This window comes from Njordella calcicola (genome assembly GCF_056494125.1).
On sequence record NZ_CM151396.1, the window covers coordinates 2,254,516 to 2,272,254 of the forward strand.

Here is a 17,739-nt window from a genome sequence, read left to right on the forward strand (position 1 = left end):
TCGGTACAGTATAACTATTACATGGATTGTAGCAGGAGAAGTTTTTTTCGAGCGGATTTTGCGTTATCTGGTCCAAAGTCTTGGCAGGCGTTGGGCGAGCTAACTTCCAATAGGAACGCCGGATTTTCTGTGCGGGTACGCTAACTTGTCGGGCATTGGTAGATTGAATCGAAATTCGCGTAGCTTGTTGCGTGGCTGGTCGCTGGAAGCCAAGTGCTTATTTGCCTTGGGGTTAGCGCTCGCGATCTCGTTTGTTTTTGCGATGTTTTTGATGCATTGGATTGCCGACCGGTTAGTCCGCGAAACTACTCGCGTGGCGGCCAGGAATCTTGCTCTGTCAGTAATTGTGAATCGCCACATTACCGCCTTTTCCGCCCCCCTGCCGCCGGTCGTGGACATGCCTGGATCGAACCGCAAAAGTGCTCCAAACGGAATTGGAAATGAACGTTTGGACAATTACGCTTTGTTACAGGCAATGCAGTCTCAATTGAACTTAAGTGCCGAAGACTATGTGCTGCTACGGTTAGACGATGGTCGCCAATGGAAAAACCTGAACGGAAAAGTCCCAGACAACCCAATTGACTTGCGATCCCTGTTTAAATTGGAAAGTGTTTTGCCCGCGCCATACCGGACTTCGGCTATCGCAACTTCCGTCATGGAGTCGGATGAAGCGGATGCCGGAGAAGAACTCGCGCTCACGAGTCAAGACCGCATGGCGTTTCGCTTAAGCGGACCTGCTGCCGATGAGGTGCCGTTTGAGGAATATGGTCCAGCGAACGGTTTCTATTACTACTATCACCCGATTCGCTTCAGCAACGAATGTACTGCTTGTCATATGTTGCAATCGGACAATAGTGTTGCGGTCGAAAACGTTGCTAATGCTAATAATGTGCGACCATTCCGTGCCGTTCGAATTCAAATGCCATACGAAGCAACTCGAGTATGGACTATCTGGACTTACTCGTCGATGATCGCTGTGGCCGTGGCTACTTTGTCGATTGCGCTGTTCCTAGAGCATCGAATCTTGAAGCGGTTGGTGATTCGACCTTTAAAGTATCTGCGGGATGTCACCGACCGCGTCGCTGGCGGTGAAACAGGGATTCGGTCGACGATCTCAACGAAAGACGAGTTTCAGTCTCTTTCGGATTCACTCAATCATATGTTGCGTAATCTGATTGACGCGCAAACGAATCTGGAAGATGCAAATCAGAAACTGGATCACCAAGTGGACGAGATGGCTCGCGTTAATCTTGAGCTATTCGAGGCTAATCGATTGAAGAGTGAGTTTTTGGCAAACATGAGCCATGAACTGCGAACGCCACTGAACAGCATCTTGGGTTTCAGTGATGTCTTGCAAGGAATTGATTCGTTGACTGAAAAGCAAAAAAAGTACGCAGCAAACATTCAAAAGAGCGGTCGCATTTTGCTCGACATGATTAACGACATCCTCGACTTAGCGAAGATTGAAGCAGGCAAGATGCAAGTGCGCTGCTCGGAGTTTGACCTGAAGGATATCGTGAATGGTCAATGCGAATTAATTCATTCATTGTCGGATGAAAAGAACATTGACGTGAAAGTGAATTCTTTGGTCGATGAGGAAAATGAGTACTCCACGACTGTCTATCAAGACAAAGGCAAACTGCAACAAATTCTGAACAACCTGTTGTCCAACGCAATCAAATTCACGCCGGAGGGTGGATTCGTAACAGTTGATCTCGACTTTCAAAATGAGGATTTCGTGATCATTTCTGTGAAGGATACAGGCGTGGGCATTGCCGAGGCAGATCGCGAAACCATCTTTGAAAAATTTCGTCAAGTTCGCTCCAAAGATAGTGGGGATTCTTTGACGCGTGAAGTCACAGGAACGGGGCTAGGACTTTCCATCACCAAAGAATTATGCAAACTGCTTGGCGGCGAAATTGCTGTTGAAAGTGAAGTAGGCAAAGGAAGCAACTTCCTTGTCGAGTTGCCAAAACGCTTGCAAGTCACAAGCAGCAACACCTAGTCTTGTCGATCATTGCATGATTGGCTTGAGCGATTTGCGAACGTACTGGATGACGTGTTGGTAGATTGGTCTGGCTGGCAATTCAATTGAAATCGAAGCCAGGGCCGCATAAGTTGGGCGGTCTGCAGATTGTAGTTCAATGACGACTTCGTAGTGCGGTTGTTCTGTCTCATAGTAGCCATTGGTGTTTGGCAAGGTAACTAACGTCTCGTCACCCAAAAGCGACGGAGGAACACTGAGCACAGCATCGGGAGCGACGCGCAGAACTTTACCTTTCCAATTGACCGACGGTTGCGAATCGAAACGGATCGCTGCTGCTTGTCCAACGACGACAGCGCCCAGTGATTCTTCTGGAACTAATGCGACGACTGTGGGCTGTGTTTGTGGAGAAAACCACGCTACGAGTTGTCCTTGCTTTGTCCAGCAGCCAATGTTCTCTTGCGAAAGAACCGTCGAAGAAAAACGTTGCTCCGTCGGTTCGGCTAAAGCAGGCTTCAGTATTGCAAGTGCGTCCAACAAGTATCCATCGCTGGGAGCAACCTTTTGCAGGCCTTGGATTTCCGCGGCTAAAACCGCTTCGCGAGCCTGTTGTCGGCTCAGTTCTTCTGACCGAATGGGAATAAGCGAATCGGCTTCGGGATCCGTCGTTCGCCGCAACTGTAACTGCTGTAATTCGTTCGCAACACGCTCAATTTTTCCACGCAGCTCTAGCAATTCAAGTTCTGCGGACCGCGATTGGAACTGCAGCAGTAGGTCCCCTTGGGAATGCTTTTGATGAACATTGGCCACAAACGTAACTTGGGCATCGTACGTGACGAACAACGGCGATTTATCGTCAAAGTCGGCAACGGCACGGGCCGTGACATACTTAGGATAAGGGGCAAACGCGAGACCAACGATTGCCACCGAAAATACACTCAGTACAACTAGGTACCAGCAGCGACTCTTCAAGCTACTGGTGGCAAAGTCATTAAGGGATTCTTTGATATTCCGCGTTTGAACCAGAGCCATCGTTGCTATTACTGAAGCGGTTATGGCCAATGCGACCAAGCCTAAACCCAAAGGGGGTAACACCGACCAACAAAGCCACAAAATGGCTGCCAAGACAAAAACTCGATAAGCTGCTGCTAGAATTCCAAACAAGGCAAGCTGCCAGATTTTGGCATCCAATGCAACTGCCTTGGTCGGCTTGAGCAATATAAACTTGCGGATTAAATAACGGATGGCCGTTCGACTCTGGTCATGCAAATTGGGTACGTTCCACAAGTCAGAAAGTATGTAGTAGCCGTCGTAGCGAAGAAACGGATTGGCATTGATCAAGACCGTTGATACCGAGCAAACTATCATCAGGTTTAAGGCAATAAGATTCATGATGCCCGGTTGTGTAAACAGCCAGACGATAGACGCAATCGTGGCAAGTATTAGTTCGAAGTAGATGCCCGCCGAGGCGATCATGGCACGCTGCCATTTCGACGGCAGTCTCCAAGAGTCTGATGTATCGCAATAGAAGCAGGGCATCAAACAAAGAAAAAGAATGCCAAGCTCGCTGGAGTGAACACGGTATCGGGCACATGCTAGGAGATGACCCAACTCATGCAACGATTTGGCTGCAATGAAGCAAAGAAAGAAGATAAGCCAGCGATCGAGCGTTATGCTAAGTGGATCAATCTGGGGGATGACTCCACGCGACACTGCTGCTAAGAACACGGCAGTTGCAGCCAGCAAGGCACAGCAGGCTGTCAACACAATAAACAATGGTCGGAAAAGAAAATCAGCCAGTGGCAAGAGTGACTTTACCAACCGATCTGGATTGAGAAGCGGAACTCGAATCGCTAGCGGACTCAGCAGTGCTTGCAGGATTTGGTTTCGCTGTTGCTTCTCTTTCTGCTTGGCTAGCCATTGGCTAGTTCGCATACTGGGTTGCAGTAGAAAGTTCGATTGGAGTCGTAAGATCAATTGTCCAAGCCAAGCTTTATCGATCCTACACAGCGAAGCTTTCCGACCAAGTTGCGATAAGATTTCGGTCAGGGAATGCCTTCCGTCCATAAGCTTGACAGCAGCATACTCCAACTCGCTGAAACGAAAATAGCTGCCCGTCAGAGGATCATGCGCGACCCAATTCAACCGTTCGGGGTAATGCACCCATTGAAGGTCCCGGCGTAACGCTGGCGGTTTGGGGCTTCGGAAATTGATGTCCGCAGCACGATCAGCAGGCTGTGTCATCGACTGCTTTCCGAGTGGCTATTAGGTTTGCGGTCGATCACAGCTTGCACGGCCAGCCCTGGCCGCAATTCACCGCTCTTGTTTTCGACTTCAATGAAGATTCGAACCAGAGAGTTCACTGGGTTCACATCGGGACTAACAAATACTACGGTACCTGAGTACTCGCTATCGATGTCATTGCGTTTCAGGAGGATCGAAGCGTTGGTTCCAACCAATGTCCCATCATCTTCGTTCGCAGATATAAAGCCTTCGATGCGCAAGGTGCTAGTTCGTACGATGCGAAGCACTTCACTGCCAGGTTCAACCCATTCCCCTAGCCTTTTCTCAATGCTAACGACGGTACCGGCAACAGGACTTCGTACAAAGTGGCGTTCCAGTAGTTCGGCGGTCTGTTGATACTCACTCATCGCGACGCTCAGATCGAGTCCCGCCATTTGCAAGTCATACTGGGCTCGCTCGACTTCCAGTTTACTTCGCTCAGCAACTAACCGCAGGCGATCGATCTCATTGAGTGGGTAAGTGTTTGCCACCTTCTTATTGGACAAGACGGCGCGTTGGAATTCTGTTTCGGCTACTTCGCGATTTTTCTCAGCAACTTGTTGATCAATGAGGTTTTCTGTTTTTCGTTTTGCGATCTGTACCTGCGTTTTTTGTTGCTCAAGCTTAAGGCGAATCGCATCATCCTTGATCTTGGCTAGAACGTCACCATGCTTAACGACAGACCCTTCTTTGACATTTAGTTGGCTGATCACTCCAGTGACCTGCGCAGAAATGACAGCGGAATCAATCGTTTTGAGAATAGCGCCTTCGACATTTATGAGCGTAGTCTCATTTGCATGGCTAGTGACAGTATCCAACTCTTGCCCATTTGCAAGTTTCGCTACCAGCCCATAGCTTATGATACAAGCCACCAAGAGCACGATGAATTGAGGTCGTGTGAATGTCATAGGAGGACGCATATGCCTAGGGATCTTAAAGCCAAAGTTTACGCTGTGCAGCTTCAATCAGCGGACGTAACCAAACAAACCAAGTCGGGCTTGTTCCGCAACCAAAGTACGCTCGAACATTGCTACCCACTCGCAACTGTTGCTTATCAAGCGGTTGTACCAAAGCACGAGCCTCCAAGAAGCAACCGGTTCGATGGGTGTTCTCAACGCGGTTTGCAATTGCATACAGGTTGGCTCGATGCCGGACATCTGGTATTCCATCTTGTACAAACAGAATTTCAGGTCGCTGGACCGGATCTTCTAGTGGATAGTGTTGAAAGACGTAGGCGGAATCGCGATCGGCAATTTGAACTCGGATTTCCCACGAAGAGTCTAAGTTCATGATCTTGAATAACGCATCACCCCGCGTCACTGGGCGGCCAAGCAAGTTTTGCTTCAAGTCCCTGCCGATAATGTTGCCCGACATGGGAGAACGAATTTCCAATTGTAACCTTTGTTCGTAAAGGATCGCTAAACGCTCCTTGATCGATGCTTGTTGGATTCCAATGTCTGTAAGTTTGGATGCCATTAAGCTTTGCTGAGTCAGTAGGTCGTTGGCAGAAGGATTGAGCTGATTCATGGCGATACGCAGCCCGCGTGCTTCTTCATCCAACGATCTACCAAGGCTCTCTAACTCCTCAATTTGAATCTCAAGCGAAGGAGATTTTAGGCGAAGCAGCTTCTGTCCCAACTGGACAGCCTCATTGTCTGTCACCAATAACTCAACTACGTAACCGTCTAGTGAAGCGAATACCGTCTGCGACTCGACTGGCATCAACGCGCCATCGGCTTCGATCATGAGGGTTTGCGGGCGAATCAGTATGAAGGCCATCCCAACCAGCAGTCCCAATAGAAGTAAAGTCTTGCTAATTGAGGTGGCCCACGCCTTCCAACGCGATGCGGAGAGAGAAAGGTTGCGTGCCACAGTCGGAATCTGGAGTAGCTGGACCTTCTGGTCCCATACCACACTGAACATGGGCAGAAGTTGGGGTAGCTGCGTTGCCACGCGGACTAAGCTTGCCTCATCGGCAAATTCGATGCCTAAAATCCATCGGACGGATCTCGAGGGCGAATGGTTGAACCTGAGAAAAATAAGGTTCTTGAAAGTGCCATCCTCTGTTTCAACAACGCTGTCCTCGGCCGGAAGCGACGTGGGCGTGCGTCGTATTAACGGCTTGCCGGTCCGTGCAACCTCGGATGCAAGCTCCTTTAAAGCTTTGATGGTTGGCGATTTTCTGCTGGGATTGGCTACGCCGCTGACGGCCGTCAGTCCGATTCTCTGGAAGGCTCGAACCTCATGCAAGCTGACTCGCACATCGCCAAAGATACTTGCTAAACCGCCGACCAAGATCGCTGCTGCCTGGCTAAGGCTATCTGCCTTGCTGATGCTATGGCAGGTCTCTTGAGCCATCTTCCAATCGTGAACGAAGAAGCTTTCGAGTGATAGATTCTGACGGACCGCAATGATTTCCGTAAACGCGGAAACAATTTCTTTCAGGCCAACTCGTGCAGCGTCTGGCAATGGTTCTTGAAAGGTGACTACCACCAAACCTTTGGCTGGCGTCAGTGTTGACACAGGAAAGGCATACCAGGCCGGACTGGAAAGTGAGCTGACAGTTTCTTGAGCCTTCTCCGTCCTAGATTCTTGCAACGCCAGGCAGATGGATTCCTCTATCGAGTCCGCGAGCGTGCCGGTTTGCCATTGGACCAGCCACTTGTTCTCAACCGTACGAATCAAGTAGAGGGCCGATGTTGCTTCAACGGTGACACACAAACTCTCGAGCAGCTTGATGTAGAATTCGCTTTCACCGGTCGACGAATGCGCTATCTCGTCAAGGCGATCGAGTACAGTGTCAAGACTTTGCAGTTTGTTCGTAGGCATCGTTTGGTATTCTACAGCAACTACACGAACAGCCTAACCTTCCAAGTGATCATTGCGGTGGAGTTAAGGGCTCGAATTGACGGAGCAGCACTGGGCGTTTTGGGATCTGCTCTGACGTTAAACAAGTCTTGGCGAAAGGAAATACAAAAAAATCGTGCTGGACGACTTTTGAGCTAGAGCGTGATCGAATATGCCGGACGCAACGACTTTGCAAGATACAACAAGTGAATCAGCTCGCAGGTATTGATTGTAGTACGTTCCGGAACGTTTGGCTTGAGTCGAAATTGCAACGCCCGCAAGATTTCGCTGCCTTACCTCGTTAATAGCATGCATTTAAAGAAAGCTGCGCTTTATCGCTAAGGATAGTATGAAACGTTGAATTCCTTCTGACGCTAAATCCGAAACATTTGTTGTTCACCAAGTTGCGCTTGTACCAATGGGCAATGACTGCCATTTTGGAGGGAGGAATGCGTGCATTCCATGTTGCTTTAACTGCTGCGAGCCTATGTGCTCTAGCTGGCTGTTCCATCGGCTCGAAATACAAATTTTGCGGAGCAGATTGCGTTTCGTTGGAAGGCCCGCCGACCTGTGGTCCTGCACAGATATCGCCTGCCGACGCTTGTGCATTGCCTTGCGTCCAGCCGGGTATTCCAGAAGCGTTTTCGCCGCTGAGTATCGATGAAGGCATCCTAACATCTGACAACGTACGTTCGATGTCCTTGGAGGAGTGTATCCAGCTAGCGCTCTCCAATTCAACCGTTATGCGAGACCTCGGCGGCACCATCGTGCGATCGCCCAGTAGTGTGATCGCTCGGGCCAACCCAGCGTTGGCTTATACTGATCCGCGTCTGGGTGAAGAAGCGGCATTGAGTGCTTTCGATGCGAACTTGTTTGTGAGCAACTCGTTTGAACATAACGACCGAGCTCTGAACAATGCATTCTTCGGCCGCAGCGGTTTATTTCGTCAAAACCTAAACGTGACACAGGTCGGTGTAAACAAGCGATCGGCAACCGGTGGCTTGTTCACCATGCGCAACGTAACAACGTATGACCGCAACAATCAGGCGTCCAATCGTTTCCCATTTGATTCATCCGAGACATATGTAGAAGCTGAAATGCGGCAACCATTGCTGCAGGGCGCTGGCACCGAATTCAATCGTATTGCGGGGCCTGGGGCAACTCCTGGACAACTCAATGGCGTGCTGCTTGCAAGAGTTCGAACCGACATCAGCCAAATCGAGTTCGAACAGGCTGTACGTGACTTGCTGGCCGATGTCGAGAATGCATATTGGGATTTGTATTATTCCTATCGCGATCTGGAAGCTCGGGTCGATGTTCGAGACATTGCTGAAGACACGCTACGTCGCCAACCTGATGCAACCACTGCCAGCGGCGCTCGGGCGCAAGCAGAAGAACAGGTCTATCGCTTTGAGTCAGAAATTGTTGATGCTTTGAATGGCCGTCCGTTGGATGCGACTCGCACTAACAACGGTAGTACAGGCGGAACATTTCGTGGGTTCGGTGGCTTGCGTGTTAGCGAGCGACGATTGCGTTTGATGGTTGGCTTACCAATCAACGATGGCACTTTGATTCGACCAACCGACAGCCCGTTCGCGGGACCAGTGATGTATGATTGGAATCAGTGCTTGAGCGAAGCTCTTCAACGTCGCACAGAGTTGCGTCGTCAGAAGTGGGTTGTCAAGCAACGTGAGCTGGAACTGCTGGCCAATCGCAATTTCTTACGGCCACAATTGGATTTGATTTCGAGATATCGAGCACGTGGGTTTGGTGAAAACTTGGTTGGCAGCGATTCTGCTACCAGTAGTCTATGGGACAATGAATTCCAGGAATGGCAAGTTGGGCTTGAGTACAATCTGCCCGTGGGACTTCGCCGTGCTCATGCGGCCATTCAAAACTCCCGTCTGGCTTTGGCACGCGAAGCCGAACTGCTAAAAGAGCAAGAACGCTATGTGCACTATGGCTTAAGCAATGCTGTGTCCGAGTGCAAGCGTTCGTTCGAAAATATGAACCTGCAGAAGAAACGTCTTGATGCGATTGTTACTCAACTGAACGCGATTGAAGCGAAGTATGAGGGTGGCGAGCCCGCAGAACTAGACGTTCGTCTGGAAACTCACCGCCGGCTGCTGGATGCTCGACTGCGTTACCACCAGGCGGAAGTGGAGTATGCCGTATCGCTGCGCAATGTGAACTTTGAAAAGGGAACTTTGCTAGAGTACTGCAACGTTGGGCTTGCCGAAGCGATGACCAACCGAGACGCTTACGACGATGCTGCTGAAAAACGTGATATGTACGACCGTGATCGTACACCTGCAGTTCGTGACAAAGTCATTGCGACCAGTTGGATGCCCTAGGAACTTGTAAAGTTAGCAGAGGATGTTCGTCATGCGTAATCTAGTACTTTGCATTATCGCAGGTTCCCAAGTAACTTTGGCTGCAACCGCGATGGGGCAGCAGACACAAACTGGTCAGCGGGAGTTTCGCGATTTGCCCGCTTTGGAGCTGAAGTCGTTGCCGTCGGTCAGTCCAGAGCTCAATGCAAATATGCATACCGAGCGGCGGTCAATCCGAACCGCATCGGCAACCGGAACGCCGCAAATGCAAGTTACCCGCTTAGCCCAATTGGAATCGATTCCGGCCGCCAGTGCGCCTGCGGTTGCCGCTCCTGGGCCATCGATCACAACGCCTGCCAACGGTAAAGATTCCAACTTGCTAAACACAGCATCGATGATTGGTCCGATGGAAGATGCAAGCACGACACTTTCACGTATCAAAAATCCAGAGGATTGGCGACACTATGTGCAAGTGATTCCCACTGGCCCCCGAGCGACAAACGATTACCTTCAGTGGAACGCCACTGCTTATACTTGGACTAGCCCCGTATTCTACCATCGACCGTTGTACTTCGAGCAACCTAATCTGGAGCGATACGGTAACGGTGCGAAACGCTTCTACCAACCAGCGTTGTCGTCGGCACATTTCTTTGTCAGTGTGCCTTTAGTTCCATTTAAAATGCTCCACACTCCACCATGGGCCGATGTTTACACTTTGGGTGAGGGACGTCCTGGGAACTTGGTGCCAATGCAATCGCACACTCTGTTCAAAGAGTAGTTTAGGCTCAACTAGGGTTGTCGCAGGCGAACGAAAACCGCTGTTCACCTAATTGGAACTCCGCGCCGTTGTGAAGCTCAATTTCACGGATGCGGTACCAAACGCCATTTCGCGAATTGTTGTCACGGATTGTCCAACTGCCGTTGCTCGCACGGCTTATCTGCGCATGGTACTGGTTTAAGTACGGGTCTGATAACATGCATTGCATCGGGGTGTTTGAGGCCGTCCCTAGGTTTTCTGTGATGTTGGTGAAAACCCATTTTTCGGCATTGCCCCGCGTCACATGAACCAGTCCAACGTCAGGCGGCTGGTTCACGAAACGGTAACGCTCGCGACCCAAGAATATTTCATCGTTTGGATTTAAAACAATCGCATTGGTACGAACGAAACTGCCATTAGTGCTGTTCTGATCGACTAGAAACCAACGGTAGGTGGAGCCAACTTTGCGCCGCTGCAACTCCGCATGGCGACCGGACATCCATAGTTCATGCGGGACTACTAAATCTCCTTCTTTGCGACCAATCAGAAATCGATCTGTCATGACGGGATAAGTTGCAAAGCCAAGATCGCCGTCAAACATCAGTTTCACGACTCCCATTGGAGGTCGAACCGTGGGGCGATAGCTGGGGATATGACTATCGGAATCGGTATCGTTGGTCGCAGCTTGATGGACGTTGATCGTCGCGTAACCGTCTGATTCACGATGGTCATGATCCTCTAAAGAATCGGCTCGCGGAGGGGAGACGATTTGCGAATCATGTTCAACTGGCGTTGCATCGGCTGGCAGGTCATCAAAATCGCCTGAGTCCGCTTGCTGGTCGGACGAAGCTCGATGTTGCTTAATATCGCCCTGCAAGCCATCATCCGACACGTCCATGTCTGCTGGCTCCTGTGGTGGTGGCGCAAGCGTTCGGCTGACTTCGCTGGTTCGTTTCTCCGCTTTCTTCATCGGCTTATTCGTGCGCTCCTAGTATTCTGCAACCGCAGTCCCAGGATACGATGATGATAATGAAGGGGGAACATGACTAAGTGCGAAAAGGGATCTGGATAGTCACAGGACTTGGAGGGTGGGGAATGCAAGGGGATAGGACTTCCCTTTTGTACAATAGTATCAGGTATATCACTTCACAAGTGCTTTTCCCTTATGAATTTTCAGCTAGCCGGCCGCCAAAAGTCAAATGTGGAAGACCTGGGCAGTTCTGCGGTTTTTGTGGGCCAAACGCAATGCGTAGTGAGAATTGGATTAGAATACTTGAGTCGCGACACGGCCTCTGAGGATGCTGCAAAAGACGATCACAATACGGATAACGCCCGTTTGTTAGTTGCTTAGGTCGGCTCTACAATGAAAGCCAGTCGGTCCCAAAGCACCGACGTCGGCTGCAAGGTCCGTTTTTCCAACGATTGAGGCGAGTTTATGTGGGCAAAGATTTCTCGACGCCATCTGCTGCAAAGTATGGTCGCCGGTTCCGCGATTATGCCAGGCCTGCTCTCTCAGCTAATGGCTGATGAGTCCGGAGTCGCCGGCGCTGATCCATTGGCTCCTAAGGCAACGCATTTTCCCGCAAAAGCCAAACGTATTATTTTCATCTTTTCCAATGGCGGGGTGTCACATATGGACACTTTTGACCACAAACCGGAATTGTTTAAGGCGGATGGAAAGACGACAGGAATTGGAGGCGGACTTTCAAATCAACAGCGAACATTACTGAAGCCTATGTGGGAGTTTCGCCCAGGTGGCAAGTCAGGGACGCTGGTAAGTGACTTGTTTCCCCATCTGCGCGAACAAATGGACGACATCTGTTTGATCAAGTCGATGAAGTCAGATGACAACGAGCATTATCAAGCTACCTTAGCGATGCATACCGGGTCATTCTTTTTCTCTCGGCCTAGCATTGGATCGTGGCTCAGTTACGGTCTTGGGACAGTGAATAGTAACCTGCCCTCTTTCATTGTGTTGGCTGCTCAATTGCCTTACGCAGGCACTCAAGTCTACGCGAATGATTTTCTGCCTGCCTATCATCAAGGCGTTCGCGTTGTCCCTGGTGATGAACCGATCGCGGATCTGAACCGCAGAACGCCGCAAGCGAGCATCCAGAGGCTTGAACTAGATTTAGCCGATGCGTTGAATCAAAAACATATGCAACAACGTGAAGGCGATCTGGATCTGGCCGCTCGTATTCGCACGTTCGAAACAGCGTTTCATATGCAAACCGAAGCGATCGACGCGTTTGACATTGCGCAGGAAACGAAAGCAACCCAGGATATGTACGGTATCCAGGATAAAGCTACCAACACTTTCGCTTGGAAGTGCCTTGTTGCACGCAGGCTAGCCGAACGCGGCGTCCGCTTCATTGAATTGATTGACGGCAGTTCAAGCGATAATTGGGACCAGCACAAGAATATGCAAGATCATGCTCGGCATGCGAAAGCGATCGACCAACCAATCGCTGCTCTAATTCAAGACCTAAAGCAACGGGGCATGCTGGAAGATACGTTGGTTGTTTGGACCACTGAGTTTGGACGCACGCCAGGTGTCGATGGTGAAGACGGACGAGGCCACCATAGTGCATGTTTTTCGTCTTGGATGGCGGGAGCAGGCGTCAAAGGTGGTCTTTCCTATGGAGAGACCGACGAAATCGCCTCAACCGTGGCATCCAATCAAGTGCATGTACATGACTTTCATGCCACCATCATGCATTTGATGGGGTTAGATCATACGCGTTTGACATTTCGTCACGCCGGACGCGACTATCGACTGACAGACGTTCACGGTCGCGTGGTGCACGACCTGTTGACGTAGATGGCTCGATGACTTTAGTTTTTAGGGAACCTTTAAGTCAAAAGCTACAACTCTATTGCTGTCGGGTCGTCGTAGCTGTTGGTGGGTTATTAAAGTCGCTGCTATCGTCATTGGCAATAACAGCGGCAATGCCGCCAATTGCCGCGAGTGCAGCTAAAGGCCCGAAGCCACCAAGTGCACCGCCTGCAGCTCCTCCACCGATGGCGCCACCTGCTCCGCCAGGGAAACCGCCGCCAGGAAAGCCTGGAGGTCCAGCCATTGGGCCTTGCATCATTGGCACGTTTTCCAAAACGGGTGGCTGCTGGGCGTAGTCTGTCTCAATGGCTTCGGATACGCTATCCATAAGGCTTGGCGGTACTAGGACAACAATCGCAAATGGTCCAGCCACCGGAGGCTGGGCAGCTACTAAACGGACGTTCGAGTTTTGAAACGAGACGGTTGCTTCGTTGGAGGCGATAACCTCCATCGAATAGGCGGCGTAACCAGCGGGGCCAGCAGCAATCAATCCGTAGATGCCCGGTGATACATTCGCAAAAGCGAACTTACCATCTAACTCATTGGAAGTTGTCTGAGCGATAGGACGGTTGTTCGACAGCAAGGTAAGGTTGGCAAACTTGAGACTGGAAGCGATCTCGGTTTCTGGCACGATTACGCGGCCATTGAGAATACCATCTGACGTCAATCGAACGCTATAAACAGGTGTGCGACTAGAGCTGACTTGGCTAGCACCAAACGGTACGCCCGTTCGGCTGACACGTCCTGCGCCATATTGCGTGTAACCTGCCAGGTTCTTCAAGATCTCTTGCGACGAGGCTTGCAATACTGGAATCCTAACCGTGTCCGATGTGACACCTTTCTCAGCGGCGGCTGCAGTACTCAAGGGCATCACTGGTACAACCGCGTGGGCGGCAGGGCCGTTGACGACTACGGCATGCAATTGATCGGGCGTGACATTATTAAACTCGGCGATGCCCGCTGCATTCACAGACGTTTGCTGTTCCGAACCATTTTCGCCAATCAATCGCACGATCAGGCTTGAACGGGCCGAATCGCCAAGGCTTGGGACGCCAAGAGTATCCAACGAAATACGAAGCTTGCCATTGTCTAATCGTGATGTCAGATCTTGGGGCAAATCGATGGATTCTCCTTGAACAGCCACGCTTTTTCCAGCAGGCATATCCTCAAGATCGACCGCCTGGGCAGGCATCGATTGCACGAAGAAAACAAGCGAACTCAAAAATGTGAGTGCACGGATCATGATGAAAATTCCCGAAGATGTGTGACGTGCGGCAGGACTAAGTGACTTTAGAGTGCATTACTTGACCTTTTGACGTTAACAACAGCCATTGCCGTCGTCAAGCAATGCATCGGAAAAACTTAGTGGTTATGCAAAAAAAGAGCTTACTTGTGTTCGAGACCCAACGCACATAAATCGTGGCATGACGGCAGGTTCACGCGAGTACGATTCCATTAATTCGCTCTGGCCTGGACGTCCAAGTTTTTTAGGTCCTGACCGTTGGCTTGCAGGTAGTTGGAGACCTCTAACACTTTAAGTTCCGCTCCCGGTTCCGGTTGGAATCGCTGGATCCGGGTTTGTCCGGGACCAATAAAGCGAAATGCGGTCACAATGGAATCGAACGCCAAGCCTTGGGACGCCACCAGGGGCCGTTTCTCAAAGTCAATTTGAGGGCGAAACTTCATGCGGAATGGAGTCAACATCGACGATTCAGAAAACTCCTTCACGATCTCTTCGGTGCAACCCACGATTATCGCTGTGTCGAGATTCTGAAAACGGATGTCGTCGACTTGATGTTGTCCCGCCATGGCCCAGATGCCGACTGCTCCGCCTGAAAACTGGACATCACGAGCCTCAATTTGTCCATTTAAACCTGTACTCAGCAATCCAATCTCTGCAAGTTTGTCCATCTCCAAGTGCAGCAATATGCCTTGAGTCGAATCCGCGAGGATCCCATTGCTGCAACGCAACCACTGGCCTGATTCAAGACTGATTCGAGACCCGACACTGCCCAATCCGATCGCGTAACCATCGATCGAAAAGTCGTTTACATGAAAATCTGACTCGCTCAGAAACTGCATTCCGATACCACGCGGCGTGCGGTCGTGAGAAACCAGTCGAACATGTGCTAATTGGCCCTGCGATGATTGCATCACGATTGGGCTAGCGCAGTCCACGAATTGGCTTGGTCTATCCTGGCTTCCCGACACTCGTGCATTCTTGCAAGATTCGAGAAAAATCCCTGCGTTGGCATCAGTGAACGAGCAATCCTGTATGAACGATTCTTCAGCAATCGCGTCTCGCAGGTGAATAGCTGCCTCGCAGCGACCTTGGAAATTGCAGTTGGTAATACGGCACTGGCTAGCAACCGCTTGGATACCAGCCTTGTGTCGAATCGCAGTGCCTATGAATCGAAATGAGCAACCGCGGGCCTCCAATCGACTGCCCGACTCAGCGCGAATGGCCGGATGCTCGTTGGTCTCTAAGGTGCAGTCTACTAGTAACGCGACAGAGTTCTCCCAGAGCTTCAAGCAATCATAGGTTGTGGCGGAGAGTTCGCAGTTTTGGAGCTTGATCGCGCCGCCGATTACTTCGATAGTGTTTGTTTCATTGCCCTGACTAAACAAGGACATATCACTGACAATTAGTTTCGAGTTTTGGTCAATGATCAGGCACGGTTTATTCACACTCAGAATCGAACTGGTCGTGATGCCGGTTCCGCGCAATTCCAGATTCTTGTTGATGCGTACGGATTCTCGGATCGCGCCAGCCGCAATAAAGATTACTTCATCCGGCTCAGCGTCATCGACTGCTTGTTGCAGTGACGTGTGTGTCCCCGAACCATCGATGTTGACTCGGAATGGCCGAGCGATAGTCGGGCTGGTTTCCGGTATAGACAGGTTGTCGGTGACACCGCCATCGACTGTGGTTGCTTGAGCAGTTTGGGACTCCATGGCTGCTTCACCGCCGCTTGGGTTTGGCGGAATGTCAGGTGTCGCTGGGTTGGGCCGCAGCGTGAGAGCGTCAGCTTCCGAAACACTCGGCAAAACGCTTGCGGAACTAACGGTCGTTTCATCTGGGACGGGGCTACTTTGAGCGAGATTCGATTCAACCTTAGAGTCGGCTGGCAATTGGTTGACTTTCCAGAAAACCCATGCGGCTCCCAAAATCGAGATACCACAAAACAGAAGAGCGATTGGAAATGCGGCCCGCGACGAGATTTCAACAGTTCTTCGTAATGTCGACTGAACCGGCAGGATCTTGGTGGAAGCCATCGGTCTGGCCGACATTTGGCCAAGGATCTTGGTGGATCGGGCGTCGCCTAGCGTGGTGTATAGCGAGCGAAAACTGCTGGGCGAGTAATCTTCGGTCAACTGCGTATGTTCCAAGAATGCATCGAGTGCCGCAGCAAGTTCACGACCACTGGCATATCGTTCGGTGATCTTCTTTGCACAACACTTTCGAAAGATCTGATCCAGTTCTGCTGGCACTTCAGGAACTCGTTGGTGAATGGGCCGTGGTTCACGTTCGCAGATCTGCTCCTTCAATGATTGGAAGTCCTTGCCATCAAAGGGCAGTTTGCCAACCAGCATTTCATACAACATGACTCCAATGGACCAAATGTCACTGCGACCATCCAGCCAATCGGCACGTCCCATCAATTGCTCTGGAGACATATAGCAAGGTGTACCGGCAATCTCGCCTCGGTGCTGGCTCTGATCTTCTTCACCAAGGGCCAATCCAAAGTCTGCTACCCATGGTTGCCCACGCGAATCCATCAAAAGGTTTTCGGGTTTCAAATCACGGTGTACCATACCCGCGATATGAGCTGCATCGATTGCCAATGCAATCTCTTTGATTAAGCGCACGGATTCCAGAATCGGCAGGCCCTTGCTTTCGTTCAGCACTTTGCGCAAAGTTGGCCCATCGATCAACTTTTGGACAACGAAAGGTTGGTTGTCCAAGGTGACGCCGACATGATAAATCGGCACGATGTTGGTATGCTCGAGGGATACTGCTTTGCGGGCTTCTGCAATGTAAGATTCTCGTAGTTTAGGATCTCGTAGCAACGGCACCTTGATGGCTACTTGTCGCTGCAGCATTTCATCCTGAGCCTTGTAGACCACGCCATATGCGCCGCGGCCCAACTCTTCCAAAATGCGGAAGCCCGGTATGGCGGGAGCCAAGACTGGCTGGGGCAATCGTCCTGCGGCGACTGCTTGATCCGACGAATAGGCAACGGTCAAACCGTCGATCAGCTTTGCCTTAGGATCATGAGCCGCCGAAATGTCTCCACTTGGCTTAGTAAAGTCAACTGTCTCACCGGTGCTGATCGATGCCGATAGTAGGCCTGCACTCAGTATGCCACTGTCATCCACCGGCGTGAGGCCATCAGGCAAGTCACCGGAATCGCCAGCGGCCAATGTGCCGCGAGAAGGCCCCTTGGGCTTCTGCGGTTCGCTTGCTTCGTCGCCTGCTGGCCGAGTCATGAGAAAGACCTAGTTGAGTGTGACGGGGGAGCGAAGCAGGAAACGCTCGATTCAGAACGCACTCCCTATCATGGATTAAGCTCGGTCTTCAGTCAACGATGAATCTCAAGATGCACGTGTGCGGATAAGTGCCGCTGCTATTCCAATTTCGACATTGTCAGGAGGGGACACGCAATATTGGCAGGCGTTGCGAAATATGCTCATCACC

The 17,739-nt window shown here is 50.8% G+C and carries 10 protein-coding genes; 4 read left to right on the forward strand and 6 right to left on the reverse strand.

The genetic code is table 11. The features are described 5' to 3' along the window. Window positions 1-163: 163 nt before the first annotated feature. Entirely contained in the window at window positions 164-2,005 is a 1,842-nt protein-coding gene (locus tag SH302x_RS08470; RefSeq protein WP_479368297.1) for a sensor histidine kinase, read from the forward strand. A gap of 9 nt (window positions 2,006-2,014) precedes the next feature. On the opposite strand, the gene SH302x_RS08475 is transcribed toward SH302x_RS08470, so the two are convergent. From SH302x_RS08475 to SH302x_RS08485, 3 genes are read right to left on the reverse strand one after another with little or no spacing between them, the layout of a single operon-like run. After that, on the reverse strand, window positions 2,015-4,228 hold the full coding sequence (locus SH302x_RS08475; protein WP_479368298.1) for a site-2 protease family protein: 2,214 nt from the start codon (window positions 4,226-4,228) through the stop codon (window positions 2,015-2,017). Beyond that, on the reverse strand, window positions 4,225-5,175 hold the full coding sequence (locus tag SH302x_RS08480; RefSeq protein WP_479368299.1) for an efflux RND transporter periplasmic adaptor subunit: 951 nt from the start codon (window positions 5,173-5,175) through the stop codon (window positions 4,225-4,227). The genes SH302x_RS08475 and SH302x_RS08480 overlap by 4 nt, the downstream gene beginning before the upstream one ends. A 25-nt stretch (window positions 5,176-5,200) precedes the next feature. Next, complete coding sequence (locus tag SH302x_RS08485) at window positions 5,201-7,096, reverse strand: efflux RND transporter periplasmic adaptor subunit (RefSeq protein WP_479368300.1); 1,896 nt, start codon at window positions 7,094-7,096, stop codon at window positions 5,201-5,203. A 467-nt stretch (window positions 7,097-7,563) separates the two neighbouring features. On the opposite strand from SH302x_RS08485, the gene SH302x_RS08490 reads away from it, so the two are divergent. Together SH302x_RS08490 and SH302x_RS08495 are read left to right on the forward strand one after the other, a co-directional pair. Further along, window positions 7,564-9,468, forward strand: a complete 1,905-nt coding sequence (locus tag SH302x_RS08490) for a TolC family protein (protein ID WP_479368301.1) — start codon at window positions 7,564-7,566, stop codon at window positions 9,466-9,468. Between the two features lie 31 nt (window positions 9,469-9,499). Further along, complete coding sequence (locus SH302x_RS08495) at window positions 9,500-10,225, forward strand: hypothetical protein (RefSeq protein WP_479368302.1); 726 nt, start codon at window positions 9,500-9,502, stop codon at window positions 10,223-10,225. A gap of 7 nt (window positions 10,226-10,232) precedes the next feature. Here the strand turns inward: SH302x_RS08495 and SH302x_RS08500 are convergent, their stop codons facing one another. Next, complete coding sequence (locus SH302x_RS08500; protein ID WP_479368303.1) at window positions 10,233-11,174, reverse strand: FHA domain-containing protein; 942 nt, start codon at window positions 11,172-11,174, stop codon at window positions 10,233-10,235. Between the two features lie 465 nt (window positions 11,175-11,639). Here SH302x_RS08500 and SH302x_RS08505 point away from each other — a divergent pair, with 465 nt between their 5' ends. Next, window positions 11,640-13,025, forward strand: a complete 1,386-nt coding sequence (locus tag SH302x_RS08505; RefSeq protein WP_479368304.1) for a DUF1501 domain-containing protein — start codon at window positions 11,640-11,642, stop codon at window positions 13,023-13,025. Window positions 13,026-13,077: 52 nt separating this feature from the next. Here SH302x_RS08505 and SH302x_RS08510 read toward each other — a convergent pair whose 3' ends face one another. Both SH302x_RS08510 and SH302x_RS08515 read right to left on the reverse strand, forming a co-directional pair. Next, window positions 13,078-14,283, reverse strand: a complete 1,206-nt coding sequence (locus tag SH302x_RS08510; protein WP_479368305.1) for a hypothetical protein — start codon at window positions 14,281-14,283, stop codon at window positions 13,078-13,080. Window positions 14,284-14,495: 212 nt separating this feature from the next. Continuing rightward, a complete protein-coding gene (locus SH302x_RS08515; RefSeq protein WP_479368306.1) occupies window positions 14,496-17,531 on the reverse strand; it encodes a protein kinase domain-containing protein in 3,036 nt (1,011 codons plus the stop codon). Window positions 17,532-17,739: the final 208 nt, after the last annotated feature.